At 72.9% G+C, this 16766-nt stretch carries 14 protein-coding genes; 8 read left to right on the top strand and 6 right to left on the bottom strand.

Annotated elements, in window-relative coordinates; translation table 11 throughout:
• Position 1: 1 nt before the first annotated feature.
• Positions 2 to 865: a bifunctional methylenetetrahydrofolate dehydrogenase/methenyltetrahydrofolate cyclohydrolase FolD gene (folD, locus tag WMF22_RS20590; protein WP_437300751.1), complete on the bottom strand. Its 864-nt coding sequence runs from the start codon at positions 863 to 865 to the stop codon at positions 2 to 4.
• 145 nt (positions 866 to 1010) lie between these two features.
• On the opposite strand from folD, the gene WMF22_RS20585 reads away from it, so the two are divergent.
• Positions 1011 to 2393: a nicotinate phosphoribosyltransferase gene (locus WMF22_RS20585; protein WP_437300750.1), complete on the top strand. Its 1383-nt coding sequence runs from the start codon at positions 1011 to 1013 to the stop codon at positions 2391 to 2393.
• 108 nt (positions 2394 to 2501) lie between these two features.
• Positions 2502 to 3143, top strand: coding sequence for a cysteine hydrolase family protein (locus WMF22_RS20580; protein WP_438036779.1), 642 nt, complete (start codon positions 2502 to 2504; stop codon positions 3141 to 3143).
• 54 nt (positions 3144 to 3197) lie between these two features.
• Here WMF22_RS20580 and WMF22_RS20575 read toward each other — a convergent pair whose 3' ends face one another.
• The gene (locus tag WMF22_RS20575) at positions 3198 to 5201 is read right to left on the bottom strand and encodes a putative bifunctional diguanylate cyclase/phosphodiesterase (protein ID WP_437300748.1); all 2004 of its coding nucleotides are present in this window, start codon (positions 5199 to 5201) and stop codon (positions 3198 to 3200) included.
• A 297-nt stretch (positions 5202 to 5498) separates the two neighbouring features.
• Between WMF22_RS20575 and coaE the strand changes: the two genes are divergently transcribed.
• The 3 genes from coaE to WMF22_RS20560 all read left to right on the top strand — a co-directional run bounded on the left by coaE (position 5499) and on the right by WMF22_RS20560 (position 8510).
• Entirely contained in the window at positions 5499 to 6149 is a 651-nt protein-coding gene (coaE, locus tag WMF22_RS20570) for a dephospho-CoA kinase (RefSeq protein ID WP_437300747.1), read from the top strand.
• 65 nt (positions 6150 to 6214) lie between these two features.
• Positions 6215 to 7732, top strand: coding sequence for a ribonuclease H-like domain-containing protein (locus WMF22_RS20565; RefSeq protein WP_437300746.1), 1518 nt, complete (start codon positions 6215 to 6217; stop codon positions 7730 to 7732).
• Positions 7733 to 7859: 127 nt separating this feature from the next.
• The gene (locus WMF22_RS20560; protein ID WP_012236337.1) at positions 7860 to 8510 is read left to right on the top strand and encodes a DUF72 domain-containing protein; all 651 of its coding nucleotides are present in this window, start codon (positions 7860 to 7862) and stop codon (positions 8508 to 8510) included.
• A 196-nt stretch (positions 8511 to 8706) separates the two neighbouring features.
• Here WMF22_RS20560 and lnt read toward each other — a convergent pair whose 3' ends face one another.
• Positions 8707 to 10422: an apolipoprotein N-acyltransferase gene (gene lnt, locus WMF22_RS20555; protein WP_438036778.1), complete on the bottom strand. Its 1716-nt coding sequence runs from the start codon at positions 10420 to 10422 to the stop codon at positions 8707 to 8709.
• Between the two features lie 363 nt (positions 10423 to 10785).
• Here lnt and WMF22_RS20550 point away from each other — a divergent pair, with 363 nt between their 5' ends.
• Positions 10786 to 12060 (top strand): hybrid sensor histidine kinase/response regulator, encoded by a 1275-nt coding sequence (locus tag WMF22_RS20550; RefSeq protein WP_437300744.1) that lies wholly within the window; start codon positions 10786 to 10788, stop codon positions 12058 to 12060.
• Positions 12060 to 13232 carry a cysteine desulfurase family protein gene (locus WMF22_RS20545; protein WP_438036777.1) on the top strand — a complete coding sequence of 391 codons (1173 nt, stop codon included), beginning with the start codon at positions 12060 to 12062 and terminating at the stop codon, positions 13230 to 13232. Before WMF22_RS20550 ends, WMF22_RS20545 begins: the two co-directional genes overlap by 1 nt.
• 476 nt (positions 13233 to 13708) lie before the next feature.
• On the opposite strand, the gene WMF22_RS20540 is transcribed toward WMF22_RS20545, so the two are convergent.
• Genes WMF22_RS20540 through WMF22_RS20530 form a run of 3 tightly spaced genes read right to left on the bottom strand, consistent with a single transcriptional unit; the run spans position 13709 to position 16018 of the window.
• Positions 13709 to 14455 (bottom strand): TrmH family RNA methyltransferase, encoded by a 747-nt coding sequence (locus WMF22_RS20540; protein ID WP_438036776.1) that lies wholly within the window; start codon positions 14453 to 14455, stop codon positions 13709 to 13711.
• Positions 14452 to 15234, bottom strand: a complete 783-nt coding sequence (gene pyrF, locus WMF22_RS20535; protein ID WP_437300741.1) for an orotidine-5'-phosphate decarboxylase — start codon at positions 15232 to 15234, stop codon at positions 14452 to 14454. The genes WMF22_RS20540 and pyrF overlap by 4 nt, the downstream gene beginning before the upstream one ends.
• Before the next feature lie 19 nt (positions 15235 to 15253).
• The gene (locus WMF22_RS20530) at positions 15254 to 16018 is read right to left on the bottom strand and encodes a hypothetical protein (protein WP_437300740.1); all 765 of its coding nucleotides are present in this window, start codon (positions 16016 to 16018) and stop codon (positions 15254 to 15256) included.
• 526 nt (positions 16019 to 16544) lie between these two features.
• On the opposite strand from WMF22_RS20530, the gene WMF22_RS20525 reads away from it, so the two are divergent.
• Complete coding sequence (locus WMF22_RS20525) at positions 16545 to 16760, top strand: acetyl-CoA carboxylase biotin carboxyl carrier protein subunit (protein WP_437300739.1); 216 nt, start codon at positions 16545 to 16547, stop codon at positions 16758 to 16760.
• Positions 16761 to 16766: the final 6 nt, after the last annotated feature.

Raw genomic sequence — 16766 nt, 5'->3', positions numbered from 1 at the left:
GTTACCGCTTCGCGACGCGCGCTTCCGCGGCGCGCAGCGTCGTCTCGAGCAGCGAGGCGATCGTCATGGGGCCGACGCCGCCGGGCACCGGCGTGATCCAGGCGGCCCGCTCCCTCGCGGCGTCGAAATCGACGTCGCCCACCAGCTTGCCCGCGTCGTCGCGGTTCATGCCGACGTCGATCACCGTGGCCCCTTCCTTGATCCAGTCGCCGCCGATGAGCTTCGCCTTCCCCGCCGCCGCCACGAGGACGTCGGCCTCGCGGCAGAGCGCCTTCAGATCGCGCGTGCGCGTGTGGGCGATCGCGACCGTCGCGTGCCGCGCGAGCAGCAGCTGCGCCATCGGCCTGCCGACGAGGTTGCTCCGCCCCACCACCACCGCGCGGGCGCCGGCGAGCTCGACGCCCGCCTCGGCGAGCAGGCGCATGCAGCCGACCGGCGTGCACGGCGCGATGCCGCCCGGGCGGCCCATCGCGAGCAGCCCTGCGTTCACCGGGTGGAGGCCGTCGACGTCCTTCGCGGGATCGATGGCGTCGAGCACGGCGTGCGCGCGGATGTGCGCCGGCAGCGGCAGCTGGACGAGGATCCCGTCGACGGTGTCGTCCGCGTCGAGCTCCGCGACGCACGCGAGCAGCTCGGCCTCGGTCGTCGCGGCCGGGAGCGCGCGGAGCCGTCCTCGAATGCCGACCTCGTTCGACATCCGCTCCTTGCTCCGCGTGTGCGTCACGCTGGCCGGGTCCTCACCGACGAGCACCACCTCGAGGCCGGGGGGCCGACCGTGGGCGGCCACGAAGCGCGCCACCCCCTCCCGCACCTCGTCGCGGACCTTCTGCGCGATCGCCTTGCCGTCCAGGATCTTCGCCGCCATGGCCGCGGAGCTTAGTCCAGCCGCGGCCGTCGCGGGGGGCTGCCCGCAGCGGCCCGGGGAGCGATCTCGAGGATGGCCGGCGCACCGCCTCACGCCACGCGATCTTCCGGTTGACCCGTACGTCCAGCGTCTCTAGCCATGATCTGTGGACGCGCTGCACACCGATCTCTACCAGCTGACCATGGCGGCGGGCTATTTCCACCGCGGCATGGCCTCGCGCGTCGCGACGTGCGAGCTCTTCGTGCGGCGGCTGCCCCGGCGCCGGCGCTTCCTCGTCGCGATGGGCCTCGCGCGGGTCGTGCGCTACCTCGAGGAGCTCCGCTTCACCGAGGAGCAGATCGCCTACCTGAGCGCGCTGCCCGCCCTCGCGGACGCGATGACGCCGGCGTTCTGCGGCTACCTGCGGGACTTCCGCTTCCACGGCGACGTCTGGGCCATCCCCGAGGGGACCGCGTTCTTCGCGAACGAGCCGGTCCTGCGCGTCACGGCGCCGCTCATCGAGGCGCAGCTCATCGAGACGTTCGCCCTGTCCGCCATCAACCACGCCACCGCGATCGCGTCGAAGGCCGCGCGCGTCGTCCTGGCCGCCGGCGACGCGGGGGTCATCGAGTTCGGCACCCGCAGGGCGCACCCGGAGGCGGCGATCGACGCTGCGCGGGCCGCGTACGCGGTCGGCTGCGTCGGCACCTCCAACGTCGAGGCCGGGATGCGCTTCGGCATCCCGGTGATCGGGACGGCCGCGCACATGTGGACCATGGCCCACCCGACGGAGCAGGCCGCGTTCGAGGCCTACGTCGCCGTCTTCCCGAGCGCGGCGATCCTGCTCGTCGACACCTACGACACGCTCGTCGGCGCGGCGCGCGCCGCGGCGATCGCGCGCGACAAGCTGAAGGGGGTCCGGCTCGACTCCGGCGACCTCGCCGCGCTCAGCGTGGCCGTGCGCAAGATCCTCGACGACGCAGGCTGCACGTCGGCGAAGATCGTCGCCTCGGGCGATCTGAACGAGCACCGCATCGCCGAGCTCCGGCGCGCCGGGGCGCCCATCGACCTCTACGGCGTCGGGACGGACCTCGTGACGTCGATCGACGCCCCGGCGCTCGGCGGCGTCTACAAGCTCGTGGAGATCGGCGACGTCGAGCGGGGCGCGGGCGGAGAGCGCACGCCCATCGCGAAGTTCTCGGAAGGGAAGGCGACCCTGCCTGGCGCGCACCAGGTGCACCGCTTCCGCGATCGATCGGGGAAGCTCGCCCGCGACGTGATCGCGCTCGAGGGCGAGCCGATGAGCCCCGACGCCGAGCCGCTGCTCGCGCCCGTGATGGCGCGCGGCGCCCGGGTCGCGCCGCCCGAGGGGCTCGACGCCGTCCGGCTGCGCGCGCGCGCGCAGCTCGCCGGGCTCCCGGACGCGCTCCTCTCCATCGACGACGAGCCCGAGCAGGGCGCGCCCTTCGCGGCCGACGTGTCGCCGCGGCTCGGCGCGCTCGTGGAGGCGGTGCGCGCCCGCGTCGTCTCCGGCGCAGGACAGCGGTAGCGAGCGAGACCCCTGGCGTGCGCGGCCGCGAGAGGCCGCGCGCCCCCCACGACAGGAGACGACGACATGGCGAGCGGTCAATGGCCCCGACAATCTTCGCCCCCGAGGGTGTTCGTCGACGTTGACGTCCAGCGGGACTTCTGTGAGGAGACCGGCGCGCTGTACGTGAAGGGCTCGCCGAACGCGCTGTTCCGGAGGCTCACCGAGCACGCCGTCGCGCACGGGATCCCCATCGTCGGCTCGGTCGACTCGCACGCGTGGGACGCGTGGGAGTTCGCGTCGAACGACACGCCGGCCCCCGAGGGCGGCAAGCCGGGCTTCCCCGACCACTGCGTGAAGGGGACGCCGGGCTGGCTGAAGGTCGAGGGGACGCTGCCGCCGCGCTTCCGCTTCCTCCCGAACGTGGAGCGCGCGCCGATCGACGCGGCGGTGCGCGAGCTCGCGGCGCGCAGGAGCCACGCCGTCTACTTCGAGAAGGAGGTCTACAGCCTCTTCGCGAACCCGCTCGCCGAGGCGTTCCTGCGCGAGCTCTCCGCGGCGCTCGGCGGCGCGCCGGAGCTCGTCGTCTACGGCGTGGCGACCGACTACTGCGTCCGCGCCGCCGCCCTCGGCCTCGCCCAGCGCGGTTACAGCACGGTGCTCCTGACCGACGCCGTCGCCGGCATCACCGAGGCCGGGGTCGCCACCGCGCTCGCCGAGATGCAGGCCGCCGGCGTCACGCTCACGACGGCGTCAGCGCTTCTTTTCTGAGCAGGATCCAGCGGATCGCGCGGCGAGCCCAGGCGGGCTCCCGCCGCGATCGCGTCAGCGGCCTTCCGGCGAGCCGGTCGCGTCCGGGATGCTCGGCTGGCCTTGGGCGCGCAGCGACCCGCAGAGGTCCACGAGCGGCTGCGGCTTGTCGAAGTGCCACCCCTGCGCGTAGTGGATGCCCATCGACGTGAGCAGATCGGCGATCTCCTGGTTCTCCACCTGCTCGGCGACGGTCTTGATGCCGAGCGTGTCGCCGATGCGGTGCACCGACTCCACGATCGCGCGGTGGAGCGAGTTGTCCTTCAGATCGCGCACGAACATGCCGTCGATCTTGACGTAGTCGACCGGCAGGCTCTCCAGGTAGCCGTACGACGCGTGCCCGCTGCCGAAGTCGTCGATCGCGAACCGGCACCCCATGGCGCCGAGCTCCTGCATGAACCACAGCACCTCGCCGAGGTTGGCGAGCGCCGCCGTCTCGGTGATCTCGAAGCAGATCTTGCTCGGCGGCACCTGCGCCCGGTGCAGCTGCTCGACGAGGAAGTCGAGCAGGCCCTCGCGCAGCAGCGAGACGCCCGACAGGTTGATCGAGCACGTGTCGAGGCGCCTCAGCGCGTGCTGCGGCAGCGCGCCGATGAGCCGGAACGCCTGGCGCGCGACGTAGCGATCGATCACGTGGATCAGGCCGCTCTGCTCCGCCGCCTGGATGATGCCGACCGGCGAGTAGAACCGGCCGTCCTCGCCGAGCTGCCGCACGAGCACCTCGAAGTGCGCGCCGCGGGGCGTGTGCGCCGCGCCCGGCTTGATGAGCGGGTGGATGCCCTGCGAGTAGAGCCGGAGCCGCCCCTCGGCGAGGTGGCGCTGCAGGCTCGCGACCCACTGCATCGAGCGCCGGCTCGTCGTCATCTGCTGGTCGTCGAGGTAGACCTGCAGCCTCCCGCGCCCGTTCTCCTTCGCGATGCGGCACGCGTGATCGGCGGCGCCGAGCACGTCGACGGCCCGCTCGAAGTGCGGGGTCAGCACGACGAGCCCGATGCTCGCGCCGATCGAGAACGTCTTCTCCGCCCACCCGAACCGGAACTCGAGCAGGCAGATCTGCAGGTCGCGCGCGATCCGCTCCGCTTCGCGCTCGCTCTTGTCCGCGAGCAAGAGGACGAACTCGTCGCCGCCGATCCGCCCGGCCGCGTCCTTCGGGCCGACGATCTCGTGCACGCGCGTCGCGACCCACTGGAGCAGATCGTCGCCCGCCTCGTGCCCGCACGTGGCGTTCACGAGCCGGAAGCGATCCAGGTCGATGTAGCAGAGCGCGTACGGCGTGTTGTTCGCCCTGCAGTCGTTCAGCGCCTCCTCGATGCGATCGATGATCGCGTACCGATCGAGGAGCCGCGTCAGCGCGTCGTAGCGGGGCTTGGCCGGGTGGATCGGCAAGGGCCCCGGCGCGCCGAGCTCGCGGAAGAGGATGAGCTGCCCGGGGGCGGGCGGCGGCCTCGAGTCGCGCTGGCTCTCGCGCGTGGGCCGCCCCGTGAGCGTGCCGATCGTGTGGACGACGGGGATGACCGAGCCGTCGCGGCGCTCGAGCAGCGCGGTGTACCGCGCGGACGTCGGTCTGCTCGCCGCGGCTGCCTCGGGCGCGGCGAGCGGCGCGCCCGGCGTGCGCAGCGCGCCCTCGTCGATGATCACGGGCGCGAGCGGCGCCACCGGCTCGCGCCGCGGCGTGAGCGCGGGCGGCGCGGCGGCCTTCGCGGGCGCGCCCTCGTCGAACAGCTCCGTCATCTCTCCGACGTCGATGTCCGGATCTCCGCTCGTCGTCCCCGCGGCCGGGATCAGCCGGAGCACGCGATCGAGCAGCGCGCCGCGCGCCTCGACGATCGACCAGCCGGTCAGCCGCTCCGCTGCCCCGTTGACGCGCACCACGCGCTGCTCGGCGTCGACTTCGATCACGCCGACGTCGAGCTCGGACAGCCACGACGCGAGCTGCTTGTCCGGCGAGCCGCGGTGCGCGTCCGAGCGATCGAACGCGGCGTGCAGGCTCGACTCCGGCCGGTCATCGATCTTTGCCACCACCCCGTTATGGTAGTTGCATTCCCGGAGAAGCGGACTTCTTAAGCGCCGACGGCGAGGAAACTCGACGGTCGCAGACCCCCCTTCGAGGTAGGCTCGGGTCGTGGTGGTCACGAGGCGAGCAGGCGCTCCGGGCAGACGTGGGCGCCGGCGCATGTCGCACCTCCTTCCGACGCCGGCCGCGCTCGACCGTGGGGACGACGAAGGCCGGTTTTGACGCGATGCGTTGTGATGCTGGGTCGAGATCTGACAGCGGAGAGGCGTGCCGGTCACGCCAGGGAGGGGGCTGAAGCGGGCATGGGGATCGTCCTGTTCGGGCTCACCGGCGGCCTGGGATCCGGCAAGAGCACGGTGGCGGCTCATTTTCGCGCGCGGGGGCTTCCGGTCATCGACGCCGACGCGCTCGCCCGCGAGGTGGTGGCGAAGGGAACCGAGGGGCTCGACGAGGTGGTGCGCACCCTGGGCCCGGAGGTGGTCTCGCCGGACGGCTCGCTCGATCGCGCGCGCGTCGCCGCGGTGGTGTTCGCCGATCCGGACAAGCGGCGCCAGCTGAACGCGATCGTGCACCCGCGCATCACGGCGCTCACGCTGGAGCGCGCCGCCGAGCTGGAGGCGCAGGGCGAGCCGCTCGCCTGCTACGAGGCGGCGCTCCTCGTCGAGAACGGGGTCGCCGATGCGTTCCGCCCGCTCGTCGTGGTCGCCGTGCCCGAGGCGGTCCAGATCGCCCGCGCGATGGCGCGGGACGGCGCGACCGAGCACCACGTGCGCGCCCGGCTCGCCGCGCAGCTCCCGCTCGCCAGCAAGGTCGCGGTGGCCGACTACGTCATCGAGAACTCCGGCGATCGCGCCGAGACCGAGCGGCAAGCCGACGAGGTGCTCGCCGCGATCCGGGCGAAGCTCGGCGTCGGTCCCAGCGCCGCGCTCCAGGGATCGGGCCAGGGTCCCTGAAGCGGCCTCCGCTGGACCACTGACTTGATGCGCAGTGCCCGGCGTGGAAACCTCGCGACCGGCCGATGACGTCGTTCAAGTCGAAGCTCGCGCGGCTCGGACCGCTCCCGGCGGAGCGGCGCGGCCCTGCGCCGCTCGCCGTCGCGCAGGCGTCGCTCGATCGCGGTCCCGCCGTGGACGGCGCCGGCTTTTCCGAAGCTCCTCCCGCACCGGCGGCCGCGGCGCTGGCCGCGGCGTCTGCATCGCCCTCGACGGGCGTCGCTCGACCGTCGCTCGACGATCTGCGCGAGCGCATCTCCCGCATCGTCGCCCGGGGCGCGCCGCCGACCCCGAGGGCCGATCCCGCGCGCGGCGAGCTCCCCTTCCATGTCGAGCAGACGCCCGGGGGGCCGCTCTATGCGAGCCGCACCCGCTCGCTCGCGGCCGCCCGCGTCGGCCGCGCGCCGCTCGTCGCCGCGCGCGACGCCGACCCGGCCATGCTCGCGCTCCTCTCGCTCGATCCGGCGCTCGCCGGCTGCGACGTGCGGCGGGCGCTGTTCCTCGATACGGAGACCACGGGCCTCGCGGGCGGCACGGGCACCGTGCCGTTCCTGATCGGCCTCGCCTGGTTCGACCCCGGGGCGGACAGCGCGGGGCCGCTCGGCGAGCCTTCGTCCGACGGCTTCGTCATGGAGCAGCTCCTCCTGCGCCGCCTCGGCGAGGAGGAGCCCATCCTGCGCCGCCTCGCCGAGCGCCTCGCCGCCGCCTCGATGATCGTCACGTACAACGGCAAGGCGTTCGACATGCCGCTCCTGCGCGCGCGCTACGTGATGAACCGCCTGCCGCCGCCGCCCGAGCTGCCGCACCTCGATCTCGTCCACGTCGCGCGCCGCATCCACAAGGCCCGCCTGAAGAGCCGCACCCTCATCGCCCTCGAGCACGACGTGCTCGGCCGGGTGCGTGTCGGGGACGTGCCCGGCGGCGAGATCGTCGCGTGTTACGCCCACTTCCTGCGCACCGGCGACGAGGAGGCGCTGATCGGCGTGGTCGAGCACAACGCCGCCGACGTCCTCGCGATGGTCGCGCTGGTCGGCCTCTACGGCGAGCCGCTCGGCAGCCTCGCCGCCGGCGATCTCGCCGGGGTGGCCGCGACGCTGCGGCGGGCGGGCGCGCTCGAGCGCGCGGCCGAGCTCGCGGACGCGGCCGTCGAGCGCGGCGGTGGCGCGGTCGCGCGGCGGGCGCGCGGCGACATCGCGAAGGCGCGCGGGGACAAGGCGCGGGCGCTCGCGGATTACGAGGCCCTCGCGGCCGAGATCGACGATCCCTCGGTGCGCCTCGAGCTCGCGAAGCTCTACGAGCACCACGTGCGCTCCTTCGCCCGCGCCCTCGAGCTGGCCGACCAGGGCACCGCGGAGCCCGAGCCCGCGCAGGCCCGCCGCCGGGCCCGCCTGCAGCGCAAGGTCGATCGCAGCGCCGCGGCGCTCGCGCTGCCGTTCGGGCAAGCCGCGGGCGCGGTCGACGGCGCTCCTGCGCGCCCGTGCTCCGAGCCATCCGAGCCAGCGGCGTCGCGGGGCGAGGGGGACGCGAGGGAGAGGGAAGAGTGAGCGGGCATGCACTGCGTCCACCACGTCCTCGCGCCCCGGCGTCATCGTTCGGGCGCCCGGGCGAGCCGATCGAGAAATCCATCGGTCTGGCTTCTCGCCAGCGCGCGCGTGGGCTAGGGTGGGGGCGATGATTACCGTCGGCTGCGCCGGTTTTCCCGTCCCAGCGACGCGCTATTTCCGCGAGTTCATGTTCGTGGAGGTGCAGGAGACCCATGTGTCCCTCCCGGGACCTGGAACGATCCGGCGCTGGCGGCGCGAAGCTCCAGGCGGCTTTCGCTTCGCCCTGCTCGGTCCGCGCGAGATCGGGCAGGAGGGGTTTCGGGACGGCAAGGTCATCGAGACGGCGCTCAAGAGCATCGAGGCGGTCGCGGATGAGCTCGAGGCGAAGCTCGCCGTCTTCGTCGGCCCCCCGGAGTTCACGCCGACGCGCGCGAACAAGGCCATCCTGCGCGACTTCCTCGTCAACGTGAAGAAGCGCTTCGAGCGCGTCGTCTTCGAGCCTCCGCCGGGGTGGGATCCGGACGAGTGCGACGAGCTCACCCAGGAGGTCGGCGCGCTCGCCGCGCGCGATCCGCTGAACGCGGGGCTCTCGCGGCTGAAGGTGGCGTACTACCGCCTGCACGGTCCCGCGGGGCACAAGTCGCGCTACGAGGATCCGGCGATCGAGCGGCTCGCGGAGATCGCGCGCGGCGCGAAGCACGACGACGCGACGTACGTGTTCACGAACGTCGACATGTTCGCCGACGCGAAGCGCTTCAAGAAGGCGATGAAGCTCTAGAGCGGCGGTCGCCCGCTTCGGATACGGGCCCATCTCGACGTTTTCGGTGCTCAGCGTACATGAGTACGCTTCCGCGCCGAAAACGCCGATCTGGGCCCGTCTCCTGTGCGGGCGACCGCCGCTCTTGCGTCGCTCGAGCGTCCGCCGCGCCGCGCGCGGGCGGCGTCGGCGTGTGCCACGCGAATGCGCTGGCGGCTCAGGCTTTGCCGCGCTCGAGCCGCCAGCGCTTCGGCCGCGTGAACAGCGCCATGGCGGCGCTCGCGGCCGCGGCGACGTACCACGGGATGTCCTTCACGGTCCCGTAGACGGTCTGCGCGCGCATGAACCGGGCCTCGCCGAGGAGCGACTGCTCCTTGAACGTGTCGCTGTGCGTGACGACCCGCCCGACCGGGTCGACGATCGCGGAGACGCCGCTGTTCGTCGCGCGCACGAGGTAGCGGCGGTGCTCGATCGAGCGCATCTTCGCGAGCGCGAGGTGGATCCACGGCTCCGTCGAGTCGCCGAACCAGGCGTCGTTCGTGAGGTTGACGAGGAGGTCGGGGTCGCCCTGGGCGACCAGCTTGTTCACGAAGTGCGGCAGGATGTCCTCGTAACAGATCATCGTCGCGAGCCTGTGGCCGTCCCACTCGAGCGGAGCGAGCGACGTGCCGGGGCTGAAGCGGCCCGAGTTCGGCGACAGCTTGTAGAGGTACGGGACCAGCTCGCCGAAGGGGAGGTACTCGCCGAACGCGAGCAGGTACTGCTTGTCGTATCGACCGAGGATCTCGCCATCCTTGCCGGCCATGAGCGCGGTGTTGAAGCTCACGCCGCGCTCGTTCCGGTCGGCCGCCCGCCGGTGGATGACCGTGCCGACCACCGTGGGGACGCCGAGGCGGCCCGTGAGCGACCGCTGGACCTCGCGCTGGTAGGCCGACTCGCGGAACGCTTGCGGCACGCCCGCCTCGCTCCACACGACGAGCTCCGCGCCCTGCTGCGCGAGCTCCCGGGTCCGGCTCACGTGGATCTTGTGGGCGTTTCGCCGGTCGAAGAGCGCGAGGTTCGGCTGGACGATCCCGATCTTGATCGGCTCGGCCGCGGCGACGGCCGCGTCCACGGCGCGGATCCGGAGGACGCCATACACGGCGGCGAGGGCGGGGGCGGCGATCCCCACCGCGACGACCGCGCGGTTCAGCGGGCGACCGCGTCGCGGCGGGCCGGCGTCGCGGCCGGCTTCGCCCGGCGCGGGGCTCGCGCGATCCAGCCGGTGCGTCACGAGCTCGGCGATCGCGAGGTTCGCGGCGACAAGCACCAGGCCGACGAGGTAGGGGCCGCCGAGATCCGCGACCTGGCCCATCACCGGCGCGTTGTGGACCGATGCGCCGTAGTACCAGGGGAAGAGGAGCGGAAAGACGAGCTCGCTCGTCACGAACGCGAGCGCGAAGGCCACCGAGCCTGGCCATCCGCGCGCCTCGGCCCGCCCGTAGAGCCACCCGCACAGGGCGATCCTCCCGGCCTGGTAGCCGCAGAGGATGGCCATGAAGAGCGCGCAGAGGATCGTGGGGAATCCGCTGAACACGCGCAGCATCTCGAGCAGCCAGTAGAAGCCGGTCATCGTCATGACGAAGCCGGCGATCCAGCCGAGCAGCGCCGCGCGCCCGGGCGTCTGTCCGCGCAGCGCGACGATCAGCGGGGCGAGGCCGAAGAACGAGATCGGCCAGAGATCCATCCCAGGAAACCCGAGAAAGTAGAAGAGCCCGCTGAGGGCCGCGAGCGCATAGGCGAGGCGCGCGGGCAGCGCGCGCGCCGCGCTTGCTGCGCGCGCGGGGGGGTCGCCCGCGCTGCGCGGCGCGCCCGGCAGCGCGAGGCCGGCGGTCTCTCCACCCCCGGCGTCTGCGACGGCAGCCTCGCTCTCTTGCTGGTGCGCGGTCGTCATCGGGAGCGCCCGAGGAAGGGAATGGAGCGCGCCGTCGTGACGGCGGCGCAGCGGAACCTGGAAGGGCCGAGCATGGCGGCCCCGTATTGAAGGGACGCTGTCCCTCCGTCAACCCGCTCGGCGCGAGCCTGGCAACCCGCTCGGCGCGAGCCTGGCAACCCGCACGGCGCGAGCCTCGCGACCCGCACGGCGCGAGCCTGGCGACCCGCACGGCGCGAGCCTGGCAACTTGCACCGCAAACGAGCGCTCCGAGCGGACGAGCCCGGCGCTGGGCGCGCCCGCGCAGCCTGGCCAGGTGGTGGAAGTTCGCGCAGAACGTGCCTGAACCCCCACGATCGCGACTACTATGCGCACGCAGAGCCCATGTCGAAGATCCTTCACATCGAGGACGATCCCGCGAACCGCCTGCTCGTCCGCAAGCTGCTCCAGAACGCGGGCTACGAGGTCCTAGAGGCCGCCGACGGGCTCGAAGGGGTACGTCTCGCCTGTACGCAGCACCCCGACCTCGTCCTCGTCGACCTGAACATCCCGGGCCTCGATGGGTTCGAGGTCACCCTGCGCCTGCGCGGCGAGGCGTCGCTCGCCGGCGTCCCCATCGTGGCGATCACCGCGGAGGGCGACCGGGACACGAGCCTCGCCGTCGGCTGTGACGGCTTCCTCCAGAAGCCGATCGACGCGCGCTCCTTCCCGTCGATCATCGCCCGCTACCTCAGCGGCGCGCGCGAGGAGCTCCCCGCGTCCCAGGGGCCGCTCCGGCTGCGCGAGCAGAGCCAGCGCATCGTCGCCCACCTGGAGCAGAAGGTCGCCGAGCTCTCGCGCGCCAACGCCCGGCTCCGCGAGCTCGACGCCGCGCGCACCGAGTTCTACCGCAACATCTCCCACGAGCTCGCGACCCCGATGACCCCGATCGTCGGGTACGTGAAGCTGCTCGCCGACGAGGAGCTCGGCCCGCTCAACAAGGCGCAGAAGAAGGCGCTGCTCGCGATGGAGGACTGCGTCCGCAGGCTCCGCTCGCTCATCGACAACCTCCTCGACGTCACCGGCATCGAGACGGGCCGGATGCGCTTCATGCACTCCGAGTACGACTTCCTCGACACCACGCGGCGCGCCCTCGCCCAGGTCGCCGACCGCTTCGCCGAGGGGAAGGTCCAGCTCGTCGAGGATCTGCCGCGCGGCCCGCTCCCCGCGTGGGGCGACGCAGGCCGCCTGCAGCGGGCGATGATCCAGCTGTTCGAGAACGCGGCGAAGTTCACGCCGGCCGGCGGCACCGCGGGCGTGCGGGTCACCGTGCTCCAGTCGGGGCACTACGAGCTCTGCGTCGCCGACAGCGGGCCCGGGGTCAAGCCGGACCGCCAGTCGCGCATCTTCGAGCCGTTCTACCAGGTCGACGGCTCGGCCACGCGCGCCTACGGCGGCGTCGGCGTCGGGCTCGCGATCGCGCGGCGCACCGCCCGGGGGCTCGGCGGCGACGTGCGCGTCGCGTCTCCCAGCAACGAGATCATCGAGGGGGAGACGCTGACCGGGGCCGCGTTCTACCTGACGGTCGCCCGGCGAGCGCCCTTCCAGGACGACGGCAGCTCCCCCGGGCGGCTCGGCCCGCCCTCGTCGCCTCCCACCGATCCCTCGTCGTCCATCTGATGCACCCGGCCGCTCGCGCCATCTACCTCGACTGGAACGCCACGACGCCGCCGCACCCCGAGGTCCTGGCCGCGATGCAGTCCGCGGCGGAGGTGGCCTGGGCCAACCCCGCGAGCGTCCACGGACCCGGGCGTCGGGCGCGCGCGTTCATCGAGCAGGCGCGGGAGGCGGTCGCCCGGCTGACGGGCTTCGACGCGCGCGACGTGATCCTCACCTCGGGCGGCACCGAGGCCAACAACCTCGCGCTCTGCCACGCGTTCGACGATCGATCCGGGGCGCTCGTCGTCTCGCGGATCGAGCACCCGTCGGTGACCCGCGCCGCCGAGGCGCTCGCCGGCCGCGGCGTGCACGTCGCGTGGATCGAGCCCGAGCCATCCGGCCGCGTCGCGCCGGAGGCGATCGCGGCCGCCGTGGATCGCGCGGCGGCCGTCGCGCCCGTGCGGCTCGTGAGCCTCCAGGCGGTGAACCACGAGACGGGGGTCGTCCAGCCGATCGCCGAGGCGGCGGCGATCGTCCACGCCCGCGGGGCGCGCCTCCATGTGGACGCCGTCCAGGCGGTGGGACGCCTCCCGCCGGAGGCGTGGGCCGGGGCGGATCTCGCGTCGATCGCGGCCCACAAGATCCGCGGGCCGAAGGGGATCGGCGCCCTCGCGGTCCGGCCTGGCATCCGGCTCCGGCCCGTCCTGCTCGGAGGCGCCCAGGAGCGCGGGCTGCGGCCCGGGACGCAGGACCCGCTCGCCGCGGCCGGCTTCGCCGTGGCCGCCCGGCGCGCGATCGGCGGTCCTGCCCGCTACGCAGCGCTCGCCCCGCTCCGCGATCGCCTCGAGGCCGAGCTCGTCGAGATCGGGCGCGCGGCCGGCGCCGCGCCGATCCGCAACGGGGACGGCGACCGCGCCCCCCACATCACGAACCTCTCCTGGCCCGGCTGGCGCGGCGACGAGCTCAGCGCCGCGCTCGACCTGGAGGGGGTCGCCGTGTCCAGCGGATCGGCCTGCAGCGCCGGGACCGCCGAGCCTTCCCCGGTCCTCACGGCGATGCTCGGGCCAGAGCGCGCGGCGTCCGCCGTGCGCTTCTCGATCGGCGAGGACACGGCCGAGGCCGACCTCGTCGAGGCCACGCGCCGCGTGGCCCGCGTGCTCTCCCGCCTGCGATCGCTTCGAGCCGGAAGCTGAGCCGATCCCGTCGCTTACCGGGAACCCGTCGATTCTTGAACCATCCCTCGAGCCATTCCGGATAAGCGCGCAGAGAAGGGTGAGTCCACAGGGGTATCTCTTCGCAGCGATTGACCTTTTCGAGGGGGCTGTGGATTCTTTTGGTCGATCCATTGAATGGATCGATTCGGTCGTCTCGCTGTGAGCCTGTTCAGCGTTCGACGAGGTGCTCGACTTCGCTTCAGGTTTCTTTTGTATCCATTCGAATTTATTGTCAATTTTGTTGATGTAACGAGTCGTCCCGCGGCGCTGCCCGGCGATCTCGCGGCGCGCGATCACGCCGGCTCCGGACGCATCGATCGAGGGCTGTCCAGGCCAGCGCTCGGATGAGCTCGCGCTCGACGTGCGGCGGTGCTGCCAGGCCACGTCGCGGCGCGCGCGCGTGCTGGTGACCGGGACATGGAGGCGCGCCGCGAGCGGCCGAGCGCGCTGTCCGGCTACGCGCGCGATGCGCGGCGCTGCCGGACGACTTCGTAGAGCGCGATCGCCCCTGCGACCGAGGCGTTCAGCGAGGCGATGGGGCCGGTCATGGGGAGCCGGGCGACGTGCTGGCAGACGCGGCGGACCGAGCGGCGCGTGCCCTTGTCCTCGGCGCCGATGACGATCGCGACAGGGCCGGTCAGGGGCAGCTCGCCGAGCTCCACCGGACCCTGGGCGTCGAGCGCTATCGCGGCGACGCCTCGGGCGGCGAGCGCCTCGAGGGCGTCGGGCAAGGAGGGGACGCGGCACAGCCTCGCGTGCTCGATCGCGCCCGCGGACGCCCGGAACGTCGCCGGGGTGAGCGGCGCCGAGCTGTGCTCGGGCCACAGGATGGCCCGGGCGCCCAGGGCGACGGCGCTGCGGATCACCGCGCCGAAGTTCTGCGGGTCCATGACGCCGTCGAGCGCCACCGTGATCGTGCCGGCGCCGGGCTGGCCCTCCTCGACGACCGGGATCTCGTCGACCCCGACGATCCGAAGCTCGGGCGCCGAGGCCACGGCCCCCTGGTGGCGCCCGCCGGCGCTGCGGCGATCGAGCTCGTTGCGGGGCGCGCGCTCGGTCGGGATGCCCTGGCCCTCCGCGAGGCGCGCGAGCGCGTCGAGCTTCGGGCCGCCGTCGCGCTGGACGAGGACCCATCCGACGCGCGCGCCGTGCGCGCGGATCGCCTCACGAACCGGCTGGAGACCGTAGACGAGGCGGCTCACGGGCGCGGAGGGTGGAGCGTGTGCGCGATCTCCTGGACGATCGAGCGCGCCGTGGCGAGCGGATCGGCCGCGTCGCGGATCGGCCGGCCGACCACGAGGAGATCTGCGCCGGCCGAGATCGCGGCCGAGGGCGTGGCGATGCGCTTCTGATCATCGCCTTGTGTGCCGCCTGCGCCTGGACCGAGGCGGATGCCCGGCGTCACGATGAGCTCGCCCCGCCCGAGCGCCTCCCGCAGCGCGGGGACCTCGTGCGGCGAGGCGACGAACCCGTGGACGCCGGCGCCGCGCGCGAGCTGCGCCAGCCGGACCACGTGCTCGGACGCGCTCCCCTGCACGCCCTGCGCGGCGAGATCGCCGTCGTCGAGCGACGTGAGCACGGTGACGGCGAGCAGGATCATGTCCTGAGAGCGCGCCGCCTCGTGGGCCGCGCGCCTCAGCATCTCGGCGCCGCCGGCGGCGTGCACCGTCAGGTACCGGACCCCGAGCGCGGCGGCGCCCGCCACGGCCCGCGCCACCGTCTCGGGGATGTCGTGCAGCTTCAGATCGAGGAAGACGTCGAGCCCGAGCGACTTGCCGATCTCGACCGCCCTCGGCCCCTCGCGGACGAACAGCTCCAGGCCGACCTTGAGCACGCCGATCGAGGGGGCGATGCGGGTCGCCGCCGCCCTGGCCTCGTCGAGGTTCGCGTAGTCGAGCGGGAAGACGAGCCTGCGGCGCGCCTCGTCGAGCGAGCCGCCGCCGAGGCTCGTTCTCTGCCTGACGGAGCTGTGGTTCGCCATTCAGGGACCCCGTTCCGCGTCAGAGGCAGCTGCAGAGCGGATCGCCAGGGGCGCAGTTGCAGGGCGCCTTGGCGCCGCCGCCGCTCGCCGGCGCGCCGCCCGCGGCCGGGCGTCCGCCGCTTCCGCGGCGCAGCTGCTCCTGCTTCTGCTGCTCGGCCTCGAGCTGCTTCTGCAGGGCGAGGCGCGTCGCCTCGTCCTTGGCGGTCGCGAGCTGATCGCGCAGCCCGGCCATCTTGCCCTCGGACTCCTTGAACTGCGCCTCGAGGCGCTTGTTCGCCTCCTCGAGCTCGCGGGCCCTCGCGGCCTCGGCCTGGATGCGCGCCTCGTTCTTCTGCGCCGAGTCGACGGCGACGACCGTGACGATGCCGATCACCAGCACGCTGGCGATGGCGCCGCCGATGAGGAGCTTGCGCAGCTTCTTCTTCCCTTCGTCCTGCTGCAGCGCCGCGAGCGAGCGCTCGTGGTGCTGCTGCGCGGCCATCGCCTCGAGCCGCGCCTTCTGCTCGGCCTCGACGCGCGCCTTCTCGATCTCGGCCTGCCGGATCGCCTCGAGCCGCGCCGCCTCCTCGCGGGACCGGCGCTCCTCGTTGCGACGGCGCTCCTCCTCGGTGCGGATGCGCTGCTCCTCGGCATCACGCGCGGCGCGCTCGGCCTCGACGCGCGCCTTCTCGGCGGCGGCGGCGGCGGCGGCCTTCTGGGCCTCTTCGCTCTTGATGCGATCCTCCTCGAGGTTCATCAGCTCCTTGAGCGAGAACAGGACCGAGCTTTCCTTCTGTTCCGACATGACCTCGTGGCTCCTTCGATCGAGCGCGTGCGGTTGGGCTACCAAGGGGCGGTGCGGGGACCTGCAGGTCGCCCCCGGAGGGCCACCGAGCAGGACGATTCTGACCCGCAGAGCGGCTTTGACGCAATTATTCGCGAACGCCACGACCCTCGTGATGTCGAGGCGTCGCGGAGCCGCCAGCCAGAGTATCGCCGTGGTGCACCGCAGGTACCAGCGGAAATCGTTGCGCTCCGTCCCTTCCACCGCACCTCCACGTGTTCACCGCGGTCACCTCGGTCACCTCGGCCCTCTCGGTCAGCTCGCGCGCCCTCGGTTCTCCTTGGTCCTCCTTGGTCCTCCGTGATTCACCTCCGTTCCCCCCGGTTGTCAGCGCGCGCCTGCGCCGTCGCCGGACGAACTGGTCCGTCTGGTCCGTCGCGGAGGGCGCCCAGGGCATGACGGAGAAGGGGCCGCCCGAGGGCGGGCGCCCGTCGCTCACCACGGCCCCGTTGGATTCTCAGTGGCTCTCCGGTAGCGTCGCGCGCCCATGGCGAACGTCATCAAGGCGCACATCACCGGTACGGTCTGGAAGATCGAGGTCAAGCCGGGCGACAAGGTCGAAGAGGGGACCGTCGTCGTCATCCTCGAGTCCATGAAGATGGAGATGCCCGTCGAGGCCGAGGAAGAGGGGACAGTCGAGGAGATCCTCGTCACCGAGGGGGCCGCCGTCACGGAAGGCGCCCCGCTGGTCAAGCTGGCCTGAGCGGCC

Origin of the sequence: Sorangium sp. So ce204, assembly GCF_051526795.1 — a bacterium.
In the GTDB taxonomy this organism is placed as follows: Bacteria; Myxococcota_A; Polyangia; order Polyangiales; family Polyangiaceae; genus Sorangium; species Sorangium cellulosum_B.
The sequence above is the reverse complement of the archived record's forward strand: the minus strand, read 5'-3'. Positions and strand labels throughout refer to the sequence as shown.